General features: G+C 70.9%; 17 protein-coding genes and 5 tRNA genes. 6 read left to right on the forward strand and 16 right to left on the reverse strand.

Annotation, left to right across the window (positions count from 1 at the left end; translation table 11 throughout):
* Positions 1-244: 244 nt before the first annotated feature.
* On the reverse strand, positions 245-2,008 hold the full coding sequence (locus P1P70_RS12115) for a DAK2 domain-containing protein (protein WP_319236827.1): 1,764 nt from the start codon (positions 2,006-2,008) through the stop codon (positions 245-247).
* A 248-nt stretch (positions 2,009-2,256) separates the two neighbouring features.
* On the opposite strand from P1P70_RS12115, the gene rpmB reads away from it, so the two are divergent.
* A complete protein-coding gene (rpmB, locus tag P1P70_RS12120; protein WP_003993230.1) occupies positions 2,257-2,442 on the forward strand; it encodes a 50S ribosomal protein L28 in 186 nt (61 codons plus the stop codon).
* 93 nt (positions 2,443-2,535) lie between these two features.
* On the opposite strand, the gene thiD is transcribed toward rpmB, so the two are convergent.
* Together thiD and P1P70_RS12130 are read right to left on the reverse strand one after the other, a co-directional pair.
* Entirely contained in the window at positions 2,536-3,345 is an 810-nt protein-coding gene (thiD, locus tag P1P70_RS12125; protein ID WP_319236828.1) for a bifunctional hydroxymethylpyrimidine kinase/phosphomethylpyrimidine kinase, read from the reverse strand.
* Positions 3,342-4,307: a thiamine-phosphate kinase gene (locus P1P70_RS12130; RefSeq protein WP_319236829.1), complete on the reverse strand. Its 966-nt coding sequence runs from the start codon at positions 4,305-4,307 to the stop codon at positions 3,342-3,344. Before P1P70_RS12130 ends, thiD begins: the two co-directional genes overlap by 4 nt.
* A 227-nt stretch (positions 4,308-4,534) precedes the next feature.
* Here P1P70_RS12130 and P1P70_RS12135 point away from each other — a divergent pair, with 227 nt between their 5' ends.
* Together P1P70_RS12135 and P1P70_RS12140 are read left to right on the forward strand one after the other, a co-directional pair.
* On the forward strand, positions 4,535-4,768 hold the full coding sequence (locus P1P70_RS12135) for an Lrp/AsnC family transcriptional regulator (RefSeq protein ID WP_033526900.1): 234 nt from the start codon (positions 4,535-4,537) through the stop codon (positions 4,766-4,768).
* 20 nt (positions 4,769-4,788) lie between these two features.
* Complete coding sequence (locus P1P70_RS12140; protein WP_319236830.1) at positions 4,789-5,310, forward strand: DUF3515 domain-containing protein; 522 nt, start codon at positions 4,789-4,791, stop codon at positions 5,308-5,310.
* 103 nt (positions 5,311-5,413) lie between these two features.
* Here the strand turns inward: P1P70_RS12140 and P1P70_RS12145 are convergent, their stop codons facing one another.
* The 3 genes from P1P70_RS12145 to P1P70_RS12155 are packed head-to-tail and all read right to left on the reverse strand — an operon-like array spanning position 5,414 to position 8,453.
* A complete protein-coding gene (locus P1P70_RS12145; RefSeq protein ID WP_319236831.1) occupies positions 5,414-6,571 on the reverse strand; it encodes a D-alanine--D-alanine ligase family protein in 1,158 nt (385 codons plus the stop codon).
* A 59-nt stretch (positions 6,572-6,630) separates the two neighbouring features.
* The gene (locus tag P1P70_RS12150; protein ID WP_319236832.1) at positions 6,631-7,641 is read right to left on the reverse strand and encodes an NAD(P)H-dependent glycerol-3-phosphate dehydrogenase; all 1,011 of its coding nucleotides are present in this window, start codon (positions 7,639-7,641) and stop codon (positions 6,631-6,633) included.
* Complete coding sequence (locus P1P70_RS12155; RefSeq protein ID WP_319236833.1) at positions 7,638-8,453, reverse strand: lysophospholipid acyltransferase family protein; 816 nt, start codon at positions 8,451-8,453, stop codon at positions 7,638-7,640. The genes P1P70_RS12150 and P1P70_RS12155 overlap by 4 nt, the downstream gene beginning before the upstream one ends.
* A gap of 165 nt (positions 8,454-8,618) precedes the next feature.
* Between P1P70_RS12155 and cofC the strand changes: the two genes are divergently transcribed.
* Entirely contained in the window at positions 8,619-9,269 is a 651-nt protein-coding gene (cofC, locus tag P1P70_RS12160; RefSeq protein ID WP_319236834.1) for a 2-phospho-L-lactate guanylyltransferase, read from the forward strand.
* A 9-nt stretch (positions 9,270-9,278) separates the two neighbouring features.
* Positions 9,279-9,482 (forward strand): hypothetical protein, encoded by a 204-nt coding sequence (locus P1P70_RS12165; protein ID WP_319236835.1) that lies wholly within the window; start codon positions 9,279-9,281, stop codon positions 9,480-9,482.
* 208 nt (positions 9,483-9,690) lie between these two features.
* On the opposite strand, the gene P1P70_RS12170 is transcribed toward P1P70_RS12165, so the two are convergent.
* From P1P70_RS12170 to leuC, 4 genes are all read right to left on the reverse strand, one after another.
* Positions 9,691-10,344, reverse strand: a complete 654-nt coding sequence (locus P1P70_RS12170; protein ID WP_319236836.1) for an HU family DNA-binding protein — start codon at positions 10,342-10,344, stop codon at positions 9,691-9,693.
* A gap of 139 nt (positions 10,345-10,483) precedes the next feature.
* Positions 10,484-10,714 carry a hypothetical protein gene (locus tag P1P70_RS12175; RefSeq protein WP_319236837.1) on the reverse strand — a complete coding sequence of 77 codons (231 nt, stop codon included), beginning with the start codon at positions 10,712-10,714 and terminating at the stop codon, positions 10,484-10,486.
* A 288-nt stretch (positions 10,715-11,002) separates the two neighbouring features.
* Complete coding sequence (gene leuD / locus P1P70_RS12180; RefSeq protein ID WP_319236838.1) at positions 11,003-11,596, reverse strand: 3-isopropylmalate dehydratase small subunit; 594 nt, start codon at positions 11,594-11,596, stop codon at positions 11,003-11,005.
* Between the two features lie 6 nt (positions 11,597-11,602).
* Positions 11,603-13,027, reverse strand: a complete 1,425-nt coding sequence (leuC, locus tag P1P70_RS12185; protein WP_319236839.1) for a 3-isopropylmalate dehydratase large subunit — start codon at positions 13,025-13,027, stop codon at positions 11,603-11,605.
* A gap of 198 nt (positions 13,028-13,225) precedes the next feature.
* On the opposite strand from leuC, the gene ndgR reads away from it, so the two are divergent.
* Positions 13,226-13,942 carry an IclR family transcriptional regulator NdgR gene (ndgR, locus tag P1P70_RS12190; RefSeq protein ID WP_020270051.1) on the forward strand — a complete coding sequence of 239 codons (717 nt, stop codon included), beginning with the start codon at positions 13,226-13,228 and terminating at the stop codon, positions 13,940-13,942.
* A gap of 182 nt (positions 13,943-14,124) precedes the next feature.
* Here ndgR and P1P70_RS12195 read toward each other — a convergent pair.
* The 6 genes from P1P70_RS12195 to P1P70_RS12220 form a co-directional block, all read right to left on the reverse strand.
* Positions 14,125-14,197: transfer RNA gene (locus P1P70_RS12195), tRNA-Glu, on the reverse strand.
* A 44-nt stretch (positions 14,198-14,241) separates the two neighbouring features.
* Positions 14,242-14,313 (reverse strand) — tRNA-Gln (locus P1P70_RS12200).
* A 20-nt stretch (positions 14,314-14,333) separates the two neighbouring features.
* Positions 14,334-14,406, reverse strand: a tRNA-Glu gene (locus tag P1P70_RS12205).
* A gap of 62 nt (positions 14,407-14,468) precedes the next feature.
* Positions 14,469-14,541, reverse strand: a tRNA-Glu gene (locus tag P1P70_RS12210).
* A 39-nt stretch (positions 14,542-14,580) separates the two neighbouring features.
* Positions 14,581-14,652: transfer RNA gene (locus P1P70_RS12215), tRNA-Gln, on the reverse strand.
* A gap of 90 nt (positions 14,653-14,742) precedes the next feature.
* Positions 14,743-15,474 (reverse strand): HAD family hydrolase, encoded by a 732-nt coding sequence (locus P1P70_RS12220; protein ID WP_319236840.1) that lies wholly within the window; start codon positions 15,472-15,474, stop codon positions 14,743-14,745.
* Positions 15,475-15,483: the final 9 nt, after the last annotated feature.

The following is a 15,483-nucleotide window of genomic DNA, read 5'->3' on the forward strand; positions in this document are numbered from 1 at the left end:
GGTGGAGGCGGAGCGGCTGTTGGAGGCGGCGGGGCTGAGCTGAGCGGCGCGGCAGGGCGCACGCCGGGTTGCCTCGCCCCCGCCGCCCCTACCCGTCCCATCCCAGGGGCTACGCGCCCCTTGGACCCCCGCGTCAAAGACTCGGGGCTCCGCCCCGGACCCCGTTCGCGCAGTTCCCCGCGCCCCTGAAGGGGCGCAGCCCCTGGGATGGGACGGGTAGGGGCGGCGGGGGCGAGGAAAATCCCTACTCGACGCCGATCAGCAGCAACGCTCCCTGCCGCCCACCCCGGTACACCACCGTGTCCACCGCCAGATGCCCCTCACGCACCCTGGCCTCCACGTGCTCCACGACATCCGCGGGCGCCTCGTCCCCCAGGACCAGCGTGACCATCTCCCCCCCGGCCGCCAGCATCCGGTCGACCACCGCCGCCGCGGTCACCGTCACGTCGGAGCCGATGACCGCGACGTCCCCGTCGACGAGCCCGAGGACGTCGCCGGCCTGGCAGATGCCCGCCATGGTCCAGGACTGACGCTCGGCGATGACGACCTCGGCGTAACGGGTGGCACCCGCGGCGGACGTCATCGAGACGACGTCCTCGTCGAAGCGGCGGTCGGGCTCGTGCACGGCCAGGGCGGCGATGCCCTGGACGGCCGAGCGGGTGGGGATGAGAGCGACCCGCACACCCTCGGCGCGGGCCTGCTCGGCGGCGGCCGCCGCCGTGTGCCGCAGGTCCGCGTCGTTGGGCAACAGCACCACCTCGCGCGCGTGGGCACGCCGTACGGCCTCCACCAGCTCCCCGCTGGCGGGCGGCTCCCCGGGGCGGGCCAGCACCGTGGTCGCGCCGGCCTCGGCGTAGAGCCCGGCCAGCCCCTCCCCCGGCACGACGGCCACGACGGCCCGCTGGGCGCGCTCGCGCGGCTGCCGCCCGGCCTCACCGGTCATATGGGCGTCCTCGGCCCCGAAGTGGGTGATCCGGATCCGGTACGGCCGTCCGGCCTCGACCCCGGCCTCGACGGCGGCCCCCGCGTCGTCGACGTGCACATGGACGTTCCACAGCCCGTCCCCGCCGACCACGACGAGGGAGTCCCCCAGTTCGTCCAGGCGCCGCCGCAGTCGGGCCACCGCCGTGTCGTCCGCCTCCAGGAGGTAGATCACCTCGAAGGCCGGGCCGCCCGCTTCGGGCCGGTCGTCCCCGTCGCACACCTCCGCCGCGGCTTCGGCGACGGCCACGCGCGCGTGCACGGCGGGAACGGGCACCGCCCTCGGCGCCTCTCCCGTGAACGTCTCCACCAGTGCCGCGAGCACCGCCACCAGCCCCCGCCCCCCCGCGTCCACGACGCCGGCGCGGGCCAGGGCGGCCAGCTGGGCGGGGGTCGCCGCCAGGGCCCTGCCGGCACCCTCGTAGGCGGCACGGGCGACGGCCCCGCAGTCGTCCTCGGCGTCACCGGCCGCGTCGGCGGCGGCGGAGGCGACCGTGAGGACGGTGCCCTCGACGGGGTGCGCGACGGCGTCGCGGGCGGAGTCGGCGGCGTGCCGCAGGGCGAGCCGCAGTCCCCGGCCGTCGGTGCGGGGCGCCCCGGCGTCGCCGGCAAGGACCTGGGCCATGCCCCGCAGGAGCTGGGCGAGGATCGTCCCGGAGTTCCCCCGGGCACCGATCAGCGCGCCGTGCGCCATGGCCCGCGCGGCCTCGGCGAGCGTGGGCTGCCCCGTTCCGCCGGACGGGCCCCCTCCGCCGGACGGGCCCCCTCCGGCGTACTGCCCTTCTCCGACGAGCGGACCCGCCGCGACGGGCGGGCCAGCCGTCTCGTGACCCGTGAACACCGCCTCGACGGCCGCCACGGCCGACTCCATCGTCAGGTACAGGTTGGTTCCGGTGTCACCGTCGGCCACCGGGTACACGTTGATCGCGTCGATCTCCTCGCGCGCGCGTCCCAGCGCCGCCAGCGCGAGTCCGCACCAGGTGCGCACCGCGAGAGCATCGAAGAATGTCTGCGGCACCTGCGGCACCTGCGCCTCCTTGAGCTGCTGGGACTGGGACGCAGAGTAGACCTTGGAGGGGTGTCCGCCGGAAGGGGGCGGAGCAGGGCTCCTGAGCAGCCATGGTAGTTTCGTTGTACTGGCGCAGTCGTTGTATGCTGCTCCGGTTGCCCGATCCACATCGGGCCATTCCCCTGGCAACGCCACTCAGATCTCTGATCTCGATTCCGGCCTGCCGGGATCATCCGTAAGTGCATCTGAAGTCTTTGGAGTGACCCGTGGCTGCCAACTGCGACGTCTGCGGCAAGGGGCCGGGCTTCGGCAACAACATCTCGCACTCGCACCGCCGTACGTCCCGTCGCTGGAACCCGAACATCCAGCGCGTCCGTACCGTGGTCGGCGGGACGCCGAAGCGCGTGAACGCCTGCACCTCGTGCATCAAGGCCGGCAAGGTCTCGCGCTGACGCACAGCTAAGCGCGCGGCCACTGCTGGTTCGCTGCATCGAGCCGGTCCACCTGGAGTGGACCGGCTTCTTGCTGCCCTGACACATCGCGGATCAAGTCGGCCGAGCCCCCCGCCTGAGGGCCCACCCGTGGTCCACCGGCCCGATCCCCCCGCCGAGCGCGAACCCGGCGGCGATCGCTCCCGTGACGTACTCCTTGGCCCCCGTCACAGCCTCCGGAACGGTCCGCCCTCTGGCGAGGTGCGAGGCGATCGCGGAGGCGAGGGTGCAGCCCGTGCCGTGGGTGTGCCGGTTGTCGTACCTGGGGGCCCGCAGCCAGTGCTCCTCGGAGCCGTCGGTCAGAAGATCGACGGCTTCCCCCGGGAGGTGGCCGCCCTTGATCAGCGCCCAGCGCGGCCCGTACGCCAGCACGGCCTCGGCGGCCTCGCGCATCCCGGCCTCCGACCCGACCCGGACACCGGTGAGTTGGGCCACCTCGTCGAGGTTGGGCGTCGCCACGGTGGCCACCGGCAGCAGTCGCGTCCGTACGGATTCCAGCGCGGAGGCGGCCAGCAGCGGGTCGCCGTGCTTGGAGACACCGACCGGGTCGACGACGACCGGCGCGTCCGTGGCGGCCAGCAACTCGGCGACCGCCTCGACGAGTTCGGCGGAGGCGAGCATGCCGGTCTTGACGGCCTGGACGCCGATGTCGTCGACGACGCTGCGGTACTGGGCGCGCACCGCCTCCACCGGAAGCTCCCAGGCGCCCCGCACGCCGAGGGAGTTCTGCGCGGTGACGGCCGTGACGACGCTCATGCCGTGCACCCCGAGCGCGAGCATCGTCTTCAGGTCGGCCTGGATCCCGGCCCCGCCGCCGGAGTCGGAGCCGGCCACGGTCAGGACCCGCGCGGGAGCCGCACTCATGACTCGATGTCCCCGAAGTGGTCCCAGCCGCCCTTGCTGGTCCAGGGCGCCCCGTCCACGGTGACCTGCGGCAACGCGGAGGGGTTGAGGACCTCGCCGATCACCTTCCAGCGCGCGGGCAGTTTCACGTCCTGCGGGAAGGTGGCGACGATCGCGTGGTCCTCGCCGCCGGTGAGCACCCACTGCAGGGGGTCGACGCCGACGGCCTGACCGATGTCGTGCATCTGGGTGGGGATGTCGATCGCGCCGGAGCGGATGTCGATCCGGCACTTGCTCGCCTCGGCGATGTGCCCCAGGTCCGCGATCAACCCGTCACTGACGTCGCACATCGCGGTCGCGCCGAGCGAGGCCGCGGCCGGGCCCGCGTGGTACGGCGGCTCGGGGCGCCGGTGGGCCTCCACGAAGGCGCGCGGCGAGCGGAAGCCCCGGGAGAGGACCGCGTGCCCGGCGGCGGACCAGCCGAGCCAGCCGGTGACGGCCACGACATCCCCGGGCTGGGCTCCGCCCCTGGTCACGGGCTCGTGGTTGCGCAGATCACCGAGCGCGGTGATCGAGATCATGATGGTGTCGCCGCGGACGACGTCACCGCCGACCACGGCCGCGCCGGCCACCTGGCACTCGTCGCGCAGGCCGTCCATCAGTTCGGTGGCCCAGGTCACCGGCAGGTCGACGGGCGCGACCAGACCGAGCAGCAGCGCGGTGGGCACGGCACCCATGGCGGCGATGTCCGCGAGGTTCTGCGCGGCGGCCTTGCGTCCCACGTCGTACGCCGTGGACCAGTCGCGCCGGAAGTGCCGCCCCTCCAGCAGGAGGTCGGTGCTCGCCACGACCCTGCGGTCCGGCGCCGCCACCACGGCGGCGTCGTCGCCGGGGCCGACCCGGACCGCCGGGGTGGTGGTGAGCCGGGAGGTGAGCTCCCTGATGAGCCCGAACTCCCCCAGCTCTCCCACGGTGCCCTTCATCGTCGTATCGCCCCTTCTCGTGCCGCTTCCAGTGTCACTCGCGCCCGGTCGCGGGCCGTTGTCGTCCTCGGTACGGTCGAGTGGACCGTCAACTTCCGTCTCCCCCGCACCCCGGTGCGTGCGGCGCGGCCCCCGGGGGTCTCCCCCTGGCACTCGGCGACGCGATACCGTGGCGTTCCTTTTCCCGACATGATCCACATGATCCTCGTGGCCGCCCTGGAGGTTCCGTGGTACAGGCGTACATCCTGATCCAGACGGAGGTCGGCAAAGCGTCGACCGTCGCCGACACGATCAGCAAGCTCCCTGGGGTCATCCAGGCCGAGGACGTGACGGGCCCGTACGACGTCATCGTGCGCGCCCAGGCCGACACCGTCGACGACCTCGGCCGGCTGGTGGTCGCGAAGGTCCAGCAAGTGGACGGGATCACCCGTACCCTGACCTGCCCGGTCGTTCACCTGTAGCCCCCGTCTACCCTTGCCCGGTGAAGTCGTTCCGTCACCGGCGCCCCGCTCGTCTCGGGCTGCCCGTCCTGGCTGTGTCGTTGATCGCCGTCGCGGGCTGCTCCTCAGCAGACGACGGCGGCTCGGCGGCGGTTCCCAGCCCGGGGGCCGCCGCCACGAAACTGTGCCGGAACCTGGACGAGGTGCTGCCGCGGACGGTGGACGGTCTCGGCCGCCGGGATCCTCAGCCCGCCTCCTCGCTGACGGCGGGCTGGGGCGACGCGGTGATCATACTGCGCTGCGGCGTACCCCAACCGCCCAAGATGGTCGACCCCGGGGTGGCGGAGGGGCGGGACGCCGATGCGGTGGCCGGGGCCGTCGACGGGGTGGACTGGCTGATGGAGAAGCGGGACGGGGGCGCCTACCGCTTCACGACAGCCAATCGCTCCGTGTACGTGGAGGTGTCCGTGACGGCCGAGCGGGCCGCGGAGGACACTTCGCCGATCCTCGTCGGGCTGGCGCCTGCCATCAAGAAGGCGGTTCCCGAAGGTGTGGCCTCCTGAGGGGGTGCCTCGGGAGGCCGTCGGGAGGCTGCGGGCCGGTTTGTGGCTGGTCGCGCAGTTCCCCGCGCCCCTTTTTGGGCCTTAGGCCCATCAGGGGCACGGCTCAGCGCAGGCCCGTCGGCCTGTGCAATGCCGCCTGGATCAGGCGGTCCACCAGCTCGCCGTACTCCACCCCGCTCGCCTTCCACATCGCCGGGTACATCGAGATCGGTGTGAAGCCGGGGAGCGTGTTGATCTCGTTGATGACGAAGTCGCCGTCCTCCGTGAGGAAGAAGTCGGCGCGGACCAGGCCCTCGCAGGAGGACGCTTCGAAGGCGTCGACCGCGAGCCGCTGGACCTCGGCCGTCTCCTCCGGGGTCAGCGGGGCCGGGACGATGCCGGGCGTCGAGTCGATGTACTTGGCCTCGAAGTCGTAGTACGCGTGGGCCTCGGGCGGCGGGATCTCGGCGGGGACGGAGGCGCGCGGGCCGTCCTCGAACTCCAGGACGCCGCACTCGATCTCCCGGCCGCGCAGGGCCGCTTCGACGAGGATCTTCGGGTCGTGGCGCTGGGCCTCGGCGATCGCCTCGTCGAGGCCGTCGAGGTCGTCGACCTTGGTGATGCCGATGGAGGAGCCCGCGCGGGCGGGCTTCACGAAGAGGGGCCAGCCGTGCTCACCGGCGAGATCGATGATCTTCTTGCGGGCGGCCGACTCGTCGAGCTGCCACTCGCGCGGCCGGATCACCACGTACGGGCCGACCTTGAGCCCGAAGGAGGTGAACACCCGCTTCATGTACTCCTTGTCCTGGCCGACGGCCGAGGCGAGCACGCCCGAGCCGACGTACGGGACGCCGGAGAGTTCCAGGAGGCCTTGGAGGGTGCCGTCCTCGCCGTAGGGCCCGTGCAGGACGGGGAAGACGACGTCGACCTCGCCGAGGGCCTTGGGCACCGAACCGGGCTCGCTGTAGACGACTTCACGGTTGGCGGGGTCGACGGGCAGGATCACGCCGCCCTCGCGGGACTCGGCGAGTTCCTCGACGGTCGGCGTGCGGCGGTCTGTGATCGCCATCCGCTCCGGTTCGTCGGCGGTGAGCGCCCAACGGCCGTCGCGCGTGATGCCGATCGGCAGGACGTCGTACTTCGTCCGGTCGATGGCACGCAGTACGGCGCCGGCCGTGACCACGGAGATCCCGTGTTCCGAGCTGCGGCCGCCGAAGACGACGGCCACGCGCGGCTTGCGGGGCGGCTGCTCAGGGCTCTGGGGGAGGTTCTCGCTGCTCATATCGCGTCGAGAGTACCCGGTGGTAGGGCGCGAGTCAGTGCCCGAACGGTCGCTTTCGCTCAGCGTCGCTCCGGCTTGGCGCTGCGCGACATCATCTCCTTGAGGGCGACGACCGGCGGCTTGCCGTCGTGGACGATGTCGACGACGGTCTCGGTGATGGGCATGTCGACGCCGTGCCGACGGGCCAAGTCCAGTACGGACTCACAGGACTTGACGCCCTCGGCGGTCTGCTTGGTGACCGCGATGGTCTCCTGCAGGGTCATGCCCTTGCCGAGGTTGGTGCCGAAGGTGTGGTTGCGGGAGAGCGGCGAGGAACAGGTCGCCACCAGGTCGCCGAGGCCCGCGAGTCCGGCGAAGGTGAGCGGGTCGGCGCCCATCGCCAGGCCGAGCCGGGTCGTCTCCGCGAGACCGCGGGTGATCAGCGACCCCTTGGCGTTGTCGCCGAGGCCCATGCCGTCCGCGATGCCGACGGCGAGACCGATGACGTTCTTCACCGCGCCGCCCAGTTCGCAGCCGACGACGTCGGTGTTGGTGTACGGGCGGAAGTACGGCGTGTGGCAGGCGGTCTGGAGCTTCTGGGCGACCGCCTCGTCGGTGCAGGCGACCACCGAGGCGGCCGGCATGCGGGAGGCGATCTCACGCGCCAGGTTGGGTCCGGAGACGACGGCGACGCGGTCCTGACCCACCTTGGCGACGTCCTCGATCACCTCGCTCATCCGCATGGCGGAACCGAGTTCGACGCCTTTCATCAGCGAGACGAGGACAGTGCCGGGGGCCAGCAGGGGCACCCATTCGGCGAGGTTGGCGCGCAGGGTCTGGGACGGGATGGAGAGGATCGTGAAGTCGGCGTCCGCGGCGGCCTCGGCCGCGTCCGTGGTGGCCCGCACGTTCCGCGGGAGTTCCAGGCCCGGCAGGTAGTCGGTGTTGGTCCGAGTGGAGTTGATCGCGTCCGCGACTTCCGGACGGCGCGCCCACAGGGTGACCTCGCACCCGGCGTCGGCGAGCACCGTACCGAAGGCCGTACCCCATGAACCGGCGCTGAACACGGCCGCCTTGACCGGCTTGCTCACTTGCCCTGCCCCTCTTCCTGGTGTTCCTGGGCCCGCTGGACCGGGCTGTGCTGTTGCCGCTTCCCATTGTCGAGCACCGCCCGGGCGGACCTGCGCCGCTGTTCGATCCGCTCCCGCTTGGGGTCGTACGGCGTCGCGGGGGCCTTCTCGCCGCGGATCTGCTCCAGCTGGTGCGTGACGGCGGCCATGATGACCTCCGTCGCGTCCTTCAGCAGGTCGGGGCTCATCTCCTGGCCGTAGAAGCGCGAGAGGTCGACGGGCGGGCCCGCGAGGACGCGGTGCGTCTTGCGCGGCCACAGGTGCGGCTTCTTGGCGTACGGCGGCAGGAGTTCGTTGGCGCCCCACTGCGCGACCGGGATCACCGGGCACCTGGTCTGCAGGGCGACCCGCGCCGCACCCGTCTTGCCGGTCATCGGCCAGCCGTCCGGGTCGCGGGTGAGGGTGCCCTCGGGGTAGAAGGCGACGCACTCGCCGCGCTCCACGGCGTCGATCGCGGCCCGGAAGGCGCTCAGCGCGTCGGTGCTCTCGCGGTAGACGGGGATCTGGCCGGTGCCGCGCATGACGGCGCCGATGAATCCCTTGCCGAAGAGACCGCTCTTCGCGAGAAATCGCGGAACCCGCCCGCTGTTGTACTGATAATGGGCGTACGCAAAGGGATCGACATGCGAATTGTGGTTCACGGCAGTGATAAATCCACCCTCGGCCGGAATGTTCTCCATTCCACGCCAGTCCCGCTTGATCAGCACCACCAGGGGTGGTTTGGCGATCACCGCGGCGAGGCGGTACCAGAAGCCGATTCTCCGGCGGGGCACGCGGACACCTTCCTCTAGGACTTCCCAGGGCCTGTTCCGGGGGCCCGGAGCCGCACAAGTGTCGCCCCGGGCTGCCGGTCTGTCGAGAACACCGTACGCCCCGGCCTGCGGCCGTCCCTTGCGCCCGAGCGACAATGGCCGCGACAAGAGAGGGACGGAATGCCCGTGCAGTGGACCCTGGTCGTACCCCTGAAGCCCCTGGCGCGGGCCAAGAGCAGGCTCCGGGACACCGCCGACGACGGAGTGCGCCCCGGTCTGGCCCTCGCCTTCGCGCAGGACACGGTGGCCGCGGCCCTGGCCGCCGCGGCGGTCCGGGGTGTGGTGGTGGTCACCGACGACCCGCTGGCCGCGCGCGAGCTGGCGTCCCTCGGCGCCCGCACCGTCCCCGAGGACCCCCACGAGGCCTCCCGGGACGGCCTGAACGCCGCTCTGCGGCACGCGGCGGCCGTCGTACGCGACGTACGCCCGCAAAGCCACGTGGCGGCGCTGAACGCGGATCTGCCGGCTCTGCGCCCCGGGGAATTGACCCGGGTGCTGAACGCGGCCGCCGAATTCCCCCGTTCTTTCCTCCCCGACGCCGCGGGCACCGGTACGACCCTGCTCGCCGCGACCCCCGGCCATGACCTCTCCCCCGCCTTCGGCCCCGAATCCCGTAGGCGCCACCGCTGCTCCGGGGCCGCGGAGCTCGCTCTCGCCGACGTCGACACCGTGCGTCAGGACGTCGACACCGGGGACGACCTCCGTGCCGCCCTCGGCCTCGGCGTCGGCCCCCGTACGGCCGCCGCGGCCGCGCGCCTGCTGATCCCCGGCCAGTAGGCTGCGGCCATGCAGGCCACCGCGTACACCTACGACCCCGCCACCCGCTCCGGCCAGGTTCTCCTGGACGACGGCACCCCGGTCCCCTTCGACACCCCGGCCTTCGACGCGGGCGCGCTGCGTCTGCTGCGCCCGGGTCAGCGGGTCCGCATCGAGACGGAGGGCGAGGGCGAGGCCCTGCGCATCACGCTGATCACCCTGCAGACGTTCTGAAGGAACTCTCACCAAGGCCGCGCCCCGAAAGGGGCGCGGGCTGTGTCGATTCGCGGCTCCGCCGCGTGGGCGCGAGCAACCACACAGGCCGCACCCGCCCGCGAACAAGTCCCCCACGGCGAATAGGCACCCCTGAACCCCATACACGCCGCGGGCCGGGCTCCAAGTAACTGGGAGCCCGGCCCGGTGCGTGTGAGTACCCGGCGTTCTAAGCCTGACGCGCGGCCGTCTTCTTCGCGGTCGTCTTGCGAGCCGTCGACTTCGCGGCCGGGGCCCGCTTCGCGGTGGCCTTCTTGGCCGGCGCCTTCTTCGCCGCGGCCTTCTTCGCCGTCGCCGTCGTCTTCTTGGCGGTCGTCTTCTTCGCCGCCGCGGACTTGGTCGTGGCCTTCTTCGCGGTCGTCTTCTTCGCCGTGGTCTTCTTCGCGGCGGCCGTCGTCTTCTTGGCGGCGGCCGTGGTCTTGCGGGCGGTCGTCTTCTTCGCGGTGGTCTTCTTCGCCGCCGCCTTCTTGACCGTCGCCGAAGCCCCACCGCTCAGGCTGCCCTTGGGCGCCTTCTTGACCGCGACCTCGCCACCACGGGGAAGCTTCTTCGAACCGCTCACCAGGTCCTTGAAGCCCTGGCCCGCGCGGAAACGCGGCACCGAGGTCTTCTTGACCCGAACCCGCTCACCCGTCTGCGGGTTGCGGGCGTAACGGGCCGGCCGGTCGACCTTCTCGAACGAACCGAAGCCGGTGACCGACACCCGGTCCCCGCCGACGACCGCGCGGACGATGGCGTCCAGAACGGCGTCGACCGCGTCGGCGGCCTGCTGACGCCCGCCGACCTTGTCCGCAATCGCTTCTACGAGCTGCGCCTTGTTCACGTCTTCCCCTTCGGAGACATCGCCCGAACGATAGTGTTCAAGCTTTTTCGCACGTTAGGCAGATATATACCGCAAATCAAACACGAAACGGGCTTATCACCCTTGTGCCGCAACGAACTCGGACAGTCATGGAGTTCCTTCAGCGTTCCTCTACGGGCATTCGCCCCTCGTCGAGGTCCGTCGTGAAGCTCTCCAGCCGCCTTGCCGCGTCGGCGAGATCGTGCTTGGCCACGGCCGTAATGACCAGCAGCTTCCGGGTCAGCGCCATGCGTACGCCCTCCGGGACTTGCAGTGCGCGCACCCTTGCGTGCGCTTCCTTGAGTTGGCTCGCGACCGCCGCATAGAGCTCGAGTTGGCCGTCGTGTTCCATGCACAGATTGTGCCATCTGGGGCGAGTTGTCGCCTGCGCAGGGGGCAACTGCCGTCTCCCCGGGGCCCGTGGAGCACCCCGGGCCGATGCCACACCATGATGCGCGTACCCCGGCAATCACCTTTGTAACTAGGGGAGTTGAAACCTTTCTGCACATGACTTCGAAGGTCCCCGGAGCCGGACATGGAGGTACCCCCAACCGTGCACGATTGGGGGTACCTGGGGGTGTCGCGGTGGCTGGAATCCGCCTTGCGCGGACCGCCCGAGGGGTGGATCCGCGCGGTGGAATCAGACCTTCAGCGTCCTCGGCTTGTACGAGGGGCGCTTGGCCTCGTACGCGGCGATGTCGGCCTCGTTCTGGAGCGTGATGGAGATGTCGTCGAGCCCGTTCAGCAGCCGCCAGCGGGAGTTCTCGTCCAGCTCGAAGGAGGCGGTGATGCCCTCGGCGCGCACCTCGCGGGCCTGGAGGTCGACGGTGATCTCGGCCTCGGGGTCGTTCTCCGTGAGCTGCTGCAGCGCGTCCACGATCTTCTGCTTCAGGACGACCGTGAGCAGGCCGTTCTTGAGCGAGTTGCCGCGGAAGATGTCGGCGAAGCGGGAGGAGATGACGGCCTTGAAGCCGTAGTTCTGCAGCGCCCACACCGCGTGCTCACGGGAGGAGCCGGTGCCGAAGTCGGGGCCGGCGATCAGGACGGTGGCGCCCTCGCGCTCGGGCTGGTTGAGGATGAAGGTCTCGTCCTTGCGCCAGGCCTCGAACAGCCCGTCCTCGAAGCCGTCCCTGGTCACCTTCTTGAGCCAGTGGGCGGGGATGATCTGGTCGGTGTCGACGTTGCTGCGGCGCAGCGGGACGGCCCGGCCGGTGTGCGTGGTGAATGCTTCCATGGCTGTTCAGACTCCAGCGGGCGCGGGGGTGTCGGTCAGGTCGGCGGGGGACGCCAGGTGGCCCAGCACGGCCGTCGCGGCGGCGACCTGCGGCGACACCAGGTGGGTACGGCCGCCCTTGCCCTGCCTGCCCTCGAAGTTGCGGTTGGAGGTGGACGCGGAGCGCTCACCGGGGGCCAGCTGGTCGGGGTTCATGCCCAGACACATCGAGCAGCCAGCGTGCCGCCACTCGGCGCCGGCCTCCTTGAAGACCACGTCCAGGCCCTCGGAGACGGCCTGCAGACCGACCCGCGCGGAACCGGGGACGACCAGCATCCGTACGCCGTCGGCGACTTTGCGGCCCTTGACCAGCTCGGCGGCGGCGCGCAGGTCCTCGATGCGGCCATTGGTGCAGGAACCTACGAAGACGGTGTCCACGTTGATGGACTTCAGCGGCTGGCCGGCCTCCAACCCCATGTACTCCAGGGCCTTTTCGGCGGCGAGGCGCTCCGAAGCGTCCTCGTACGAAGCCGGGTCGGGGACCGAGGCCGAAAGCGGCGCGCCCTGGCCGGGGTTGGTGCCCCAGGTGACGAACGGCGACAGGGAGGCGCCGTCGATGATCACCTCGGCGTCGAACTCGGCGTCGTCGTCCGTCTTCAGCGTCTTCCAGTACGCGACGGCCGCGTCCCAGTCCTCGCCCTCGGGGGCGTGCGGACGGCCCTTGAGGTAGTCGAAGGTGGTCTGGTCGGGGGCGATCATGCCCGCGCGGGCGCCGGCCTCGATCGACATGTTGCAGATGGTCATGCGGGCCTCCATCGAGAGCTTCTCGATGGCCTCGCCCCGGTACTCCAGGACATAGCCCTGGCCGCCGCCCGTGCCGATCTTGGCGATGATCGCCAGGATGAGGTCCTTGGCGGTGACGCCCTCGGCCAGCTCGCCCTCGACCGTGATCGCCATGGTCTTGGGGCGGACCAGCGGCAGCGTCTGCGTGGCCAGCACATGCTCCACCTGGGAGGTGCCGATACCGAACGCCAGACCGCCGAAGGCGCCGTGCGTCGAGGTGTGGGAGTCACCGCAGACGACCGTCATACCGGGCTGGGTCAGACCCAGCTGCGGGCCGACGACGTGCACGACGCCCTGCTCGACGTCGCCCAGCGGGTGCAGACGCACACCGAACTCGGCGGCGTTCGCGCGCAGCGTCTCCAGCTGGACACGGGAGACCGGGTCCGCGATGGGCTTGTCGATGTCGAGGGTGGGGGTGTTGTGGTCCTCGGTCGCGATGGTCAGGTCGAGCCGGCGAACCTTCCGCCCGCTCTTGCGGAGACCGTCGAAGGCCTGGGGGCTGGTCACCTCGTGCAGCAGGTGCAGATCGATGAAGAGGAGGTCGGGCTCGCCCTCGGCGCGCCGGACGACGTGGTCGTCCCAGACCTTCTCCGCGAGTGTCCTACCCATCGCTTTCCCTCCGGCCGACGCGACAGCGCGTCGGCCCAACTAGAGATCTCGGAGGTGGCGAGCGCGCGAATCCCCTCGTGGCGCGCGCCGGCCGCCGGGCTCGTCGGTCCGCGAGCCGTTGTTGTTCTGCTTCCAGAGTGGCAAGGTCCACGCGAAATTGAACTTGCGTTTCACAGAGTGAGACGCGAGTATCGTTGCATGGACAACAGTAGCGGCGTCGGCGTTCTGGACAAGGCGGCCCTGGTCCTGAGCGCTCTGGAGTCCGGTCCGGCCACCCTCGCGGGTCTGGTCGGCGCCACCGGACTCGCACGACCCACGGCCCACCGCCTGGCCGTGGCTCTGGAACACCACCGCATGGTGGCACGCGACATGCAGGGCCGTTTCATCCTCGGCCCCAGGCTGGCCGAGCTGGCCGCGGCCGCCGGCGAGGACCGCCTCCTCGCGACGGCGGGCCCGGTGCTCACCCATCTACGGGACGTGACGGGCGAGAGCGCGCAGCTCTACCGCCGCCAGGGCGACATGCGCATCTGCGTCGCCGCGGCGGAGCGCCTGTCCGGCCTGCGGGACACGGTCCCGGTCGGTTCGACCCTGACGATGAAGGCCGGCTCCTCGGCGCAGATCCTGATGGCCTGGGAGGAGCCCGAGCGCCTGCACCGCGGCCTGCAGGGCGCCCGCTTCACCGCCACCGCCCTCTCGGGTGTACGGCGCCGGGGCTGGGCGCAGTCCATCGGCGAGCGGGAGCCGGGCGTGGCCTCGGTCTCCGCCCCCGTGCGCGGGCCCTCGAACCGTGTGGTCGCCGCGGTCTCCGTCTCCGGCCCCATCGAGCGGCTCACCCGTCATCCCGGTCGTATGCACGCCCAGGCGGTGATCGACGCCGCGGGCCGGCTCTCGGAGGCCCTCCGCCGCACCGGCTGACCCCTCGAAGCTCCCGTCCCACCACGAAGAAGGCCTGCCTCAACGCCGCGGCAGGCCTTTTCTCGTACGGACGACGTCTCATGCGGTCGACGCATGCGGTCGACGTCGAAACTCCTGGTCCCGTACGGCGAGTTGACGCACGAAGAAGGCCCCCCACCGAAGTGGAGGGCCTTCCTGGAACGTACCCCCGACCGGATTCGAACCGGCGCTACCGCCTTGAGAGGGCGGCGTGCTAGGCCGCTACACAACGGGGGCGTGGAGCCTGCAGGCGTTCAGTACTGCACCGCCGCAGGTCCGAGCTGGTCTACCTGGACTCGAACCAAGACTAACTGAACCAGAATCAGTCGTGCTGCCAATTACACCATAGACCAATGTGGTTTAGACCAGTCAGTACCCCCGACCGGATTCGAACCGGCGCTACCGCCTTGAGAGGGCGGCGTGCTAGGCCGCTACACAACGGGGGCCCTAGCGATCCTGCATCGAGGTGAGGGGGTGCGACCCGAACTCTCCCCGCGGGAAGGATCTGTACCCCCGACCGGATTCGAACCGGCGCTACTGCCTTGAGAGGGCAGCGTGCTAGGCCGCTACACAACGGGGGCTTCGCGGAGTGATCTCCGCCTGCAGATGAGCTCTGCGAGCTGGCCTACCTGGACTCGAACCAAGACTAACTGAACCAGAATCAGTCGTGCTGCCAATTACACCATAGGCCACTGGAACGCAAGCCCCTGAAGGGATCTTGTTCTAGTGTGCTCCGTCGGTTCCGGCCTTTCGGCCCGCTCCCCGGCGGCGCAGAAAGAACATTACCCGAAGGTGGACGGCGCTCCAAAACGGGTATCCGAGCCGAGGATCGCGGGGAGTTCGGCGAGGGTGGCGATCCGGTGCGGGCCGACGGGCGGGTCGACGGTCGCGTGGAGATCGCCGCGGTCGATCCAGACAGACAGCAGACCGGCCTCGGCGGCGCCCCGGCCGTCGATCTCCGGATGGTCGCCGACGTACGCGACCTCGTGCGGAGGCAGCTCCAGGGCCTCACAGGCCACGTGGAACGCCTCGGCGGCCGGCTTGTGGACACCCAGCTGCTCGGCGCACAGCACCGTCTCGAATCGGTCCCACACGCCGAGGGTGCGCAGCTTGCGCTCCTGGACGGGGAGGCTGGAGTTGGAGAGCACCGCGTGCCGGTGGCTGGCGGCGAGGGCGTCCAGGACGGGCAGGACGTCCGGGAAGAGGGACCAGGCGCGCTCGTAGTGGGCGACGTACCGCTCGAACCAGGCGTCCGCCTCCGGGTCGGTCAGCGGTTCGCCGAGGAAGTCCCGGACGCGGTCGCGCCGGGTGGCCTCCCAGTCGCCCTCGCCGGCCGCGTACCGCCGCCAGTGCAGGCTGGTGAGGTCCTTCCAGCGGGTGATCGCCTGGTCGACGGAGGCGTATCCGTGGAGGAGTCCCTCGACGCCCAAGTGGGCGCGCATTCCGGCGCGGTCGGCCGCGGTGTAGTCGAAAAGGGTGTCGTCGACGTCCCAGAGCACGGCCTTGATGTTCATGGAACCGAC

The sequence above is a fragment of the Streptomyces sp. MB09-02B genome (assembly GCF_033794485.1).
Classification (GTDB): Bacteria; Actinomycetota; Actinomycetes; order Streptomycetales; family Streptomycetaceae; genus Streptomyces.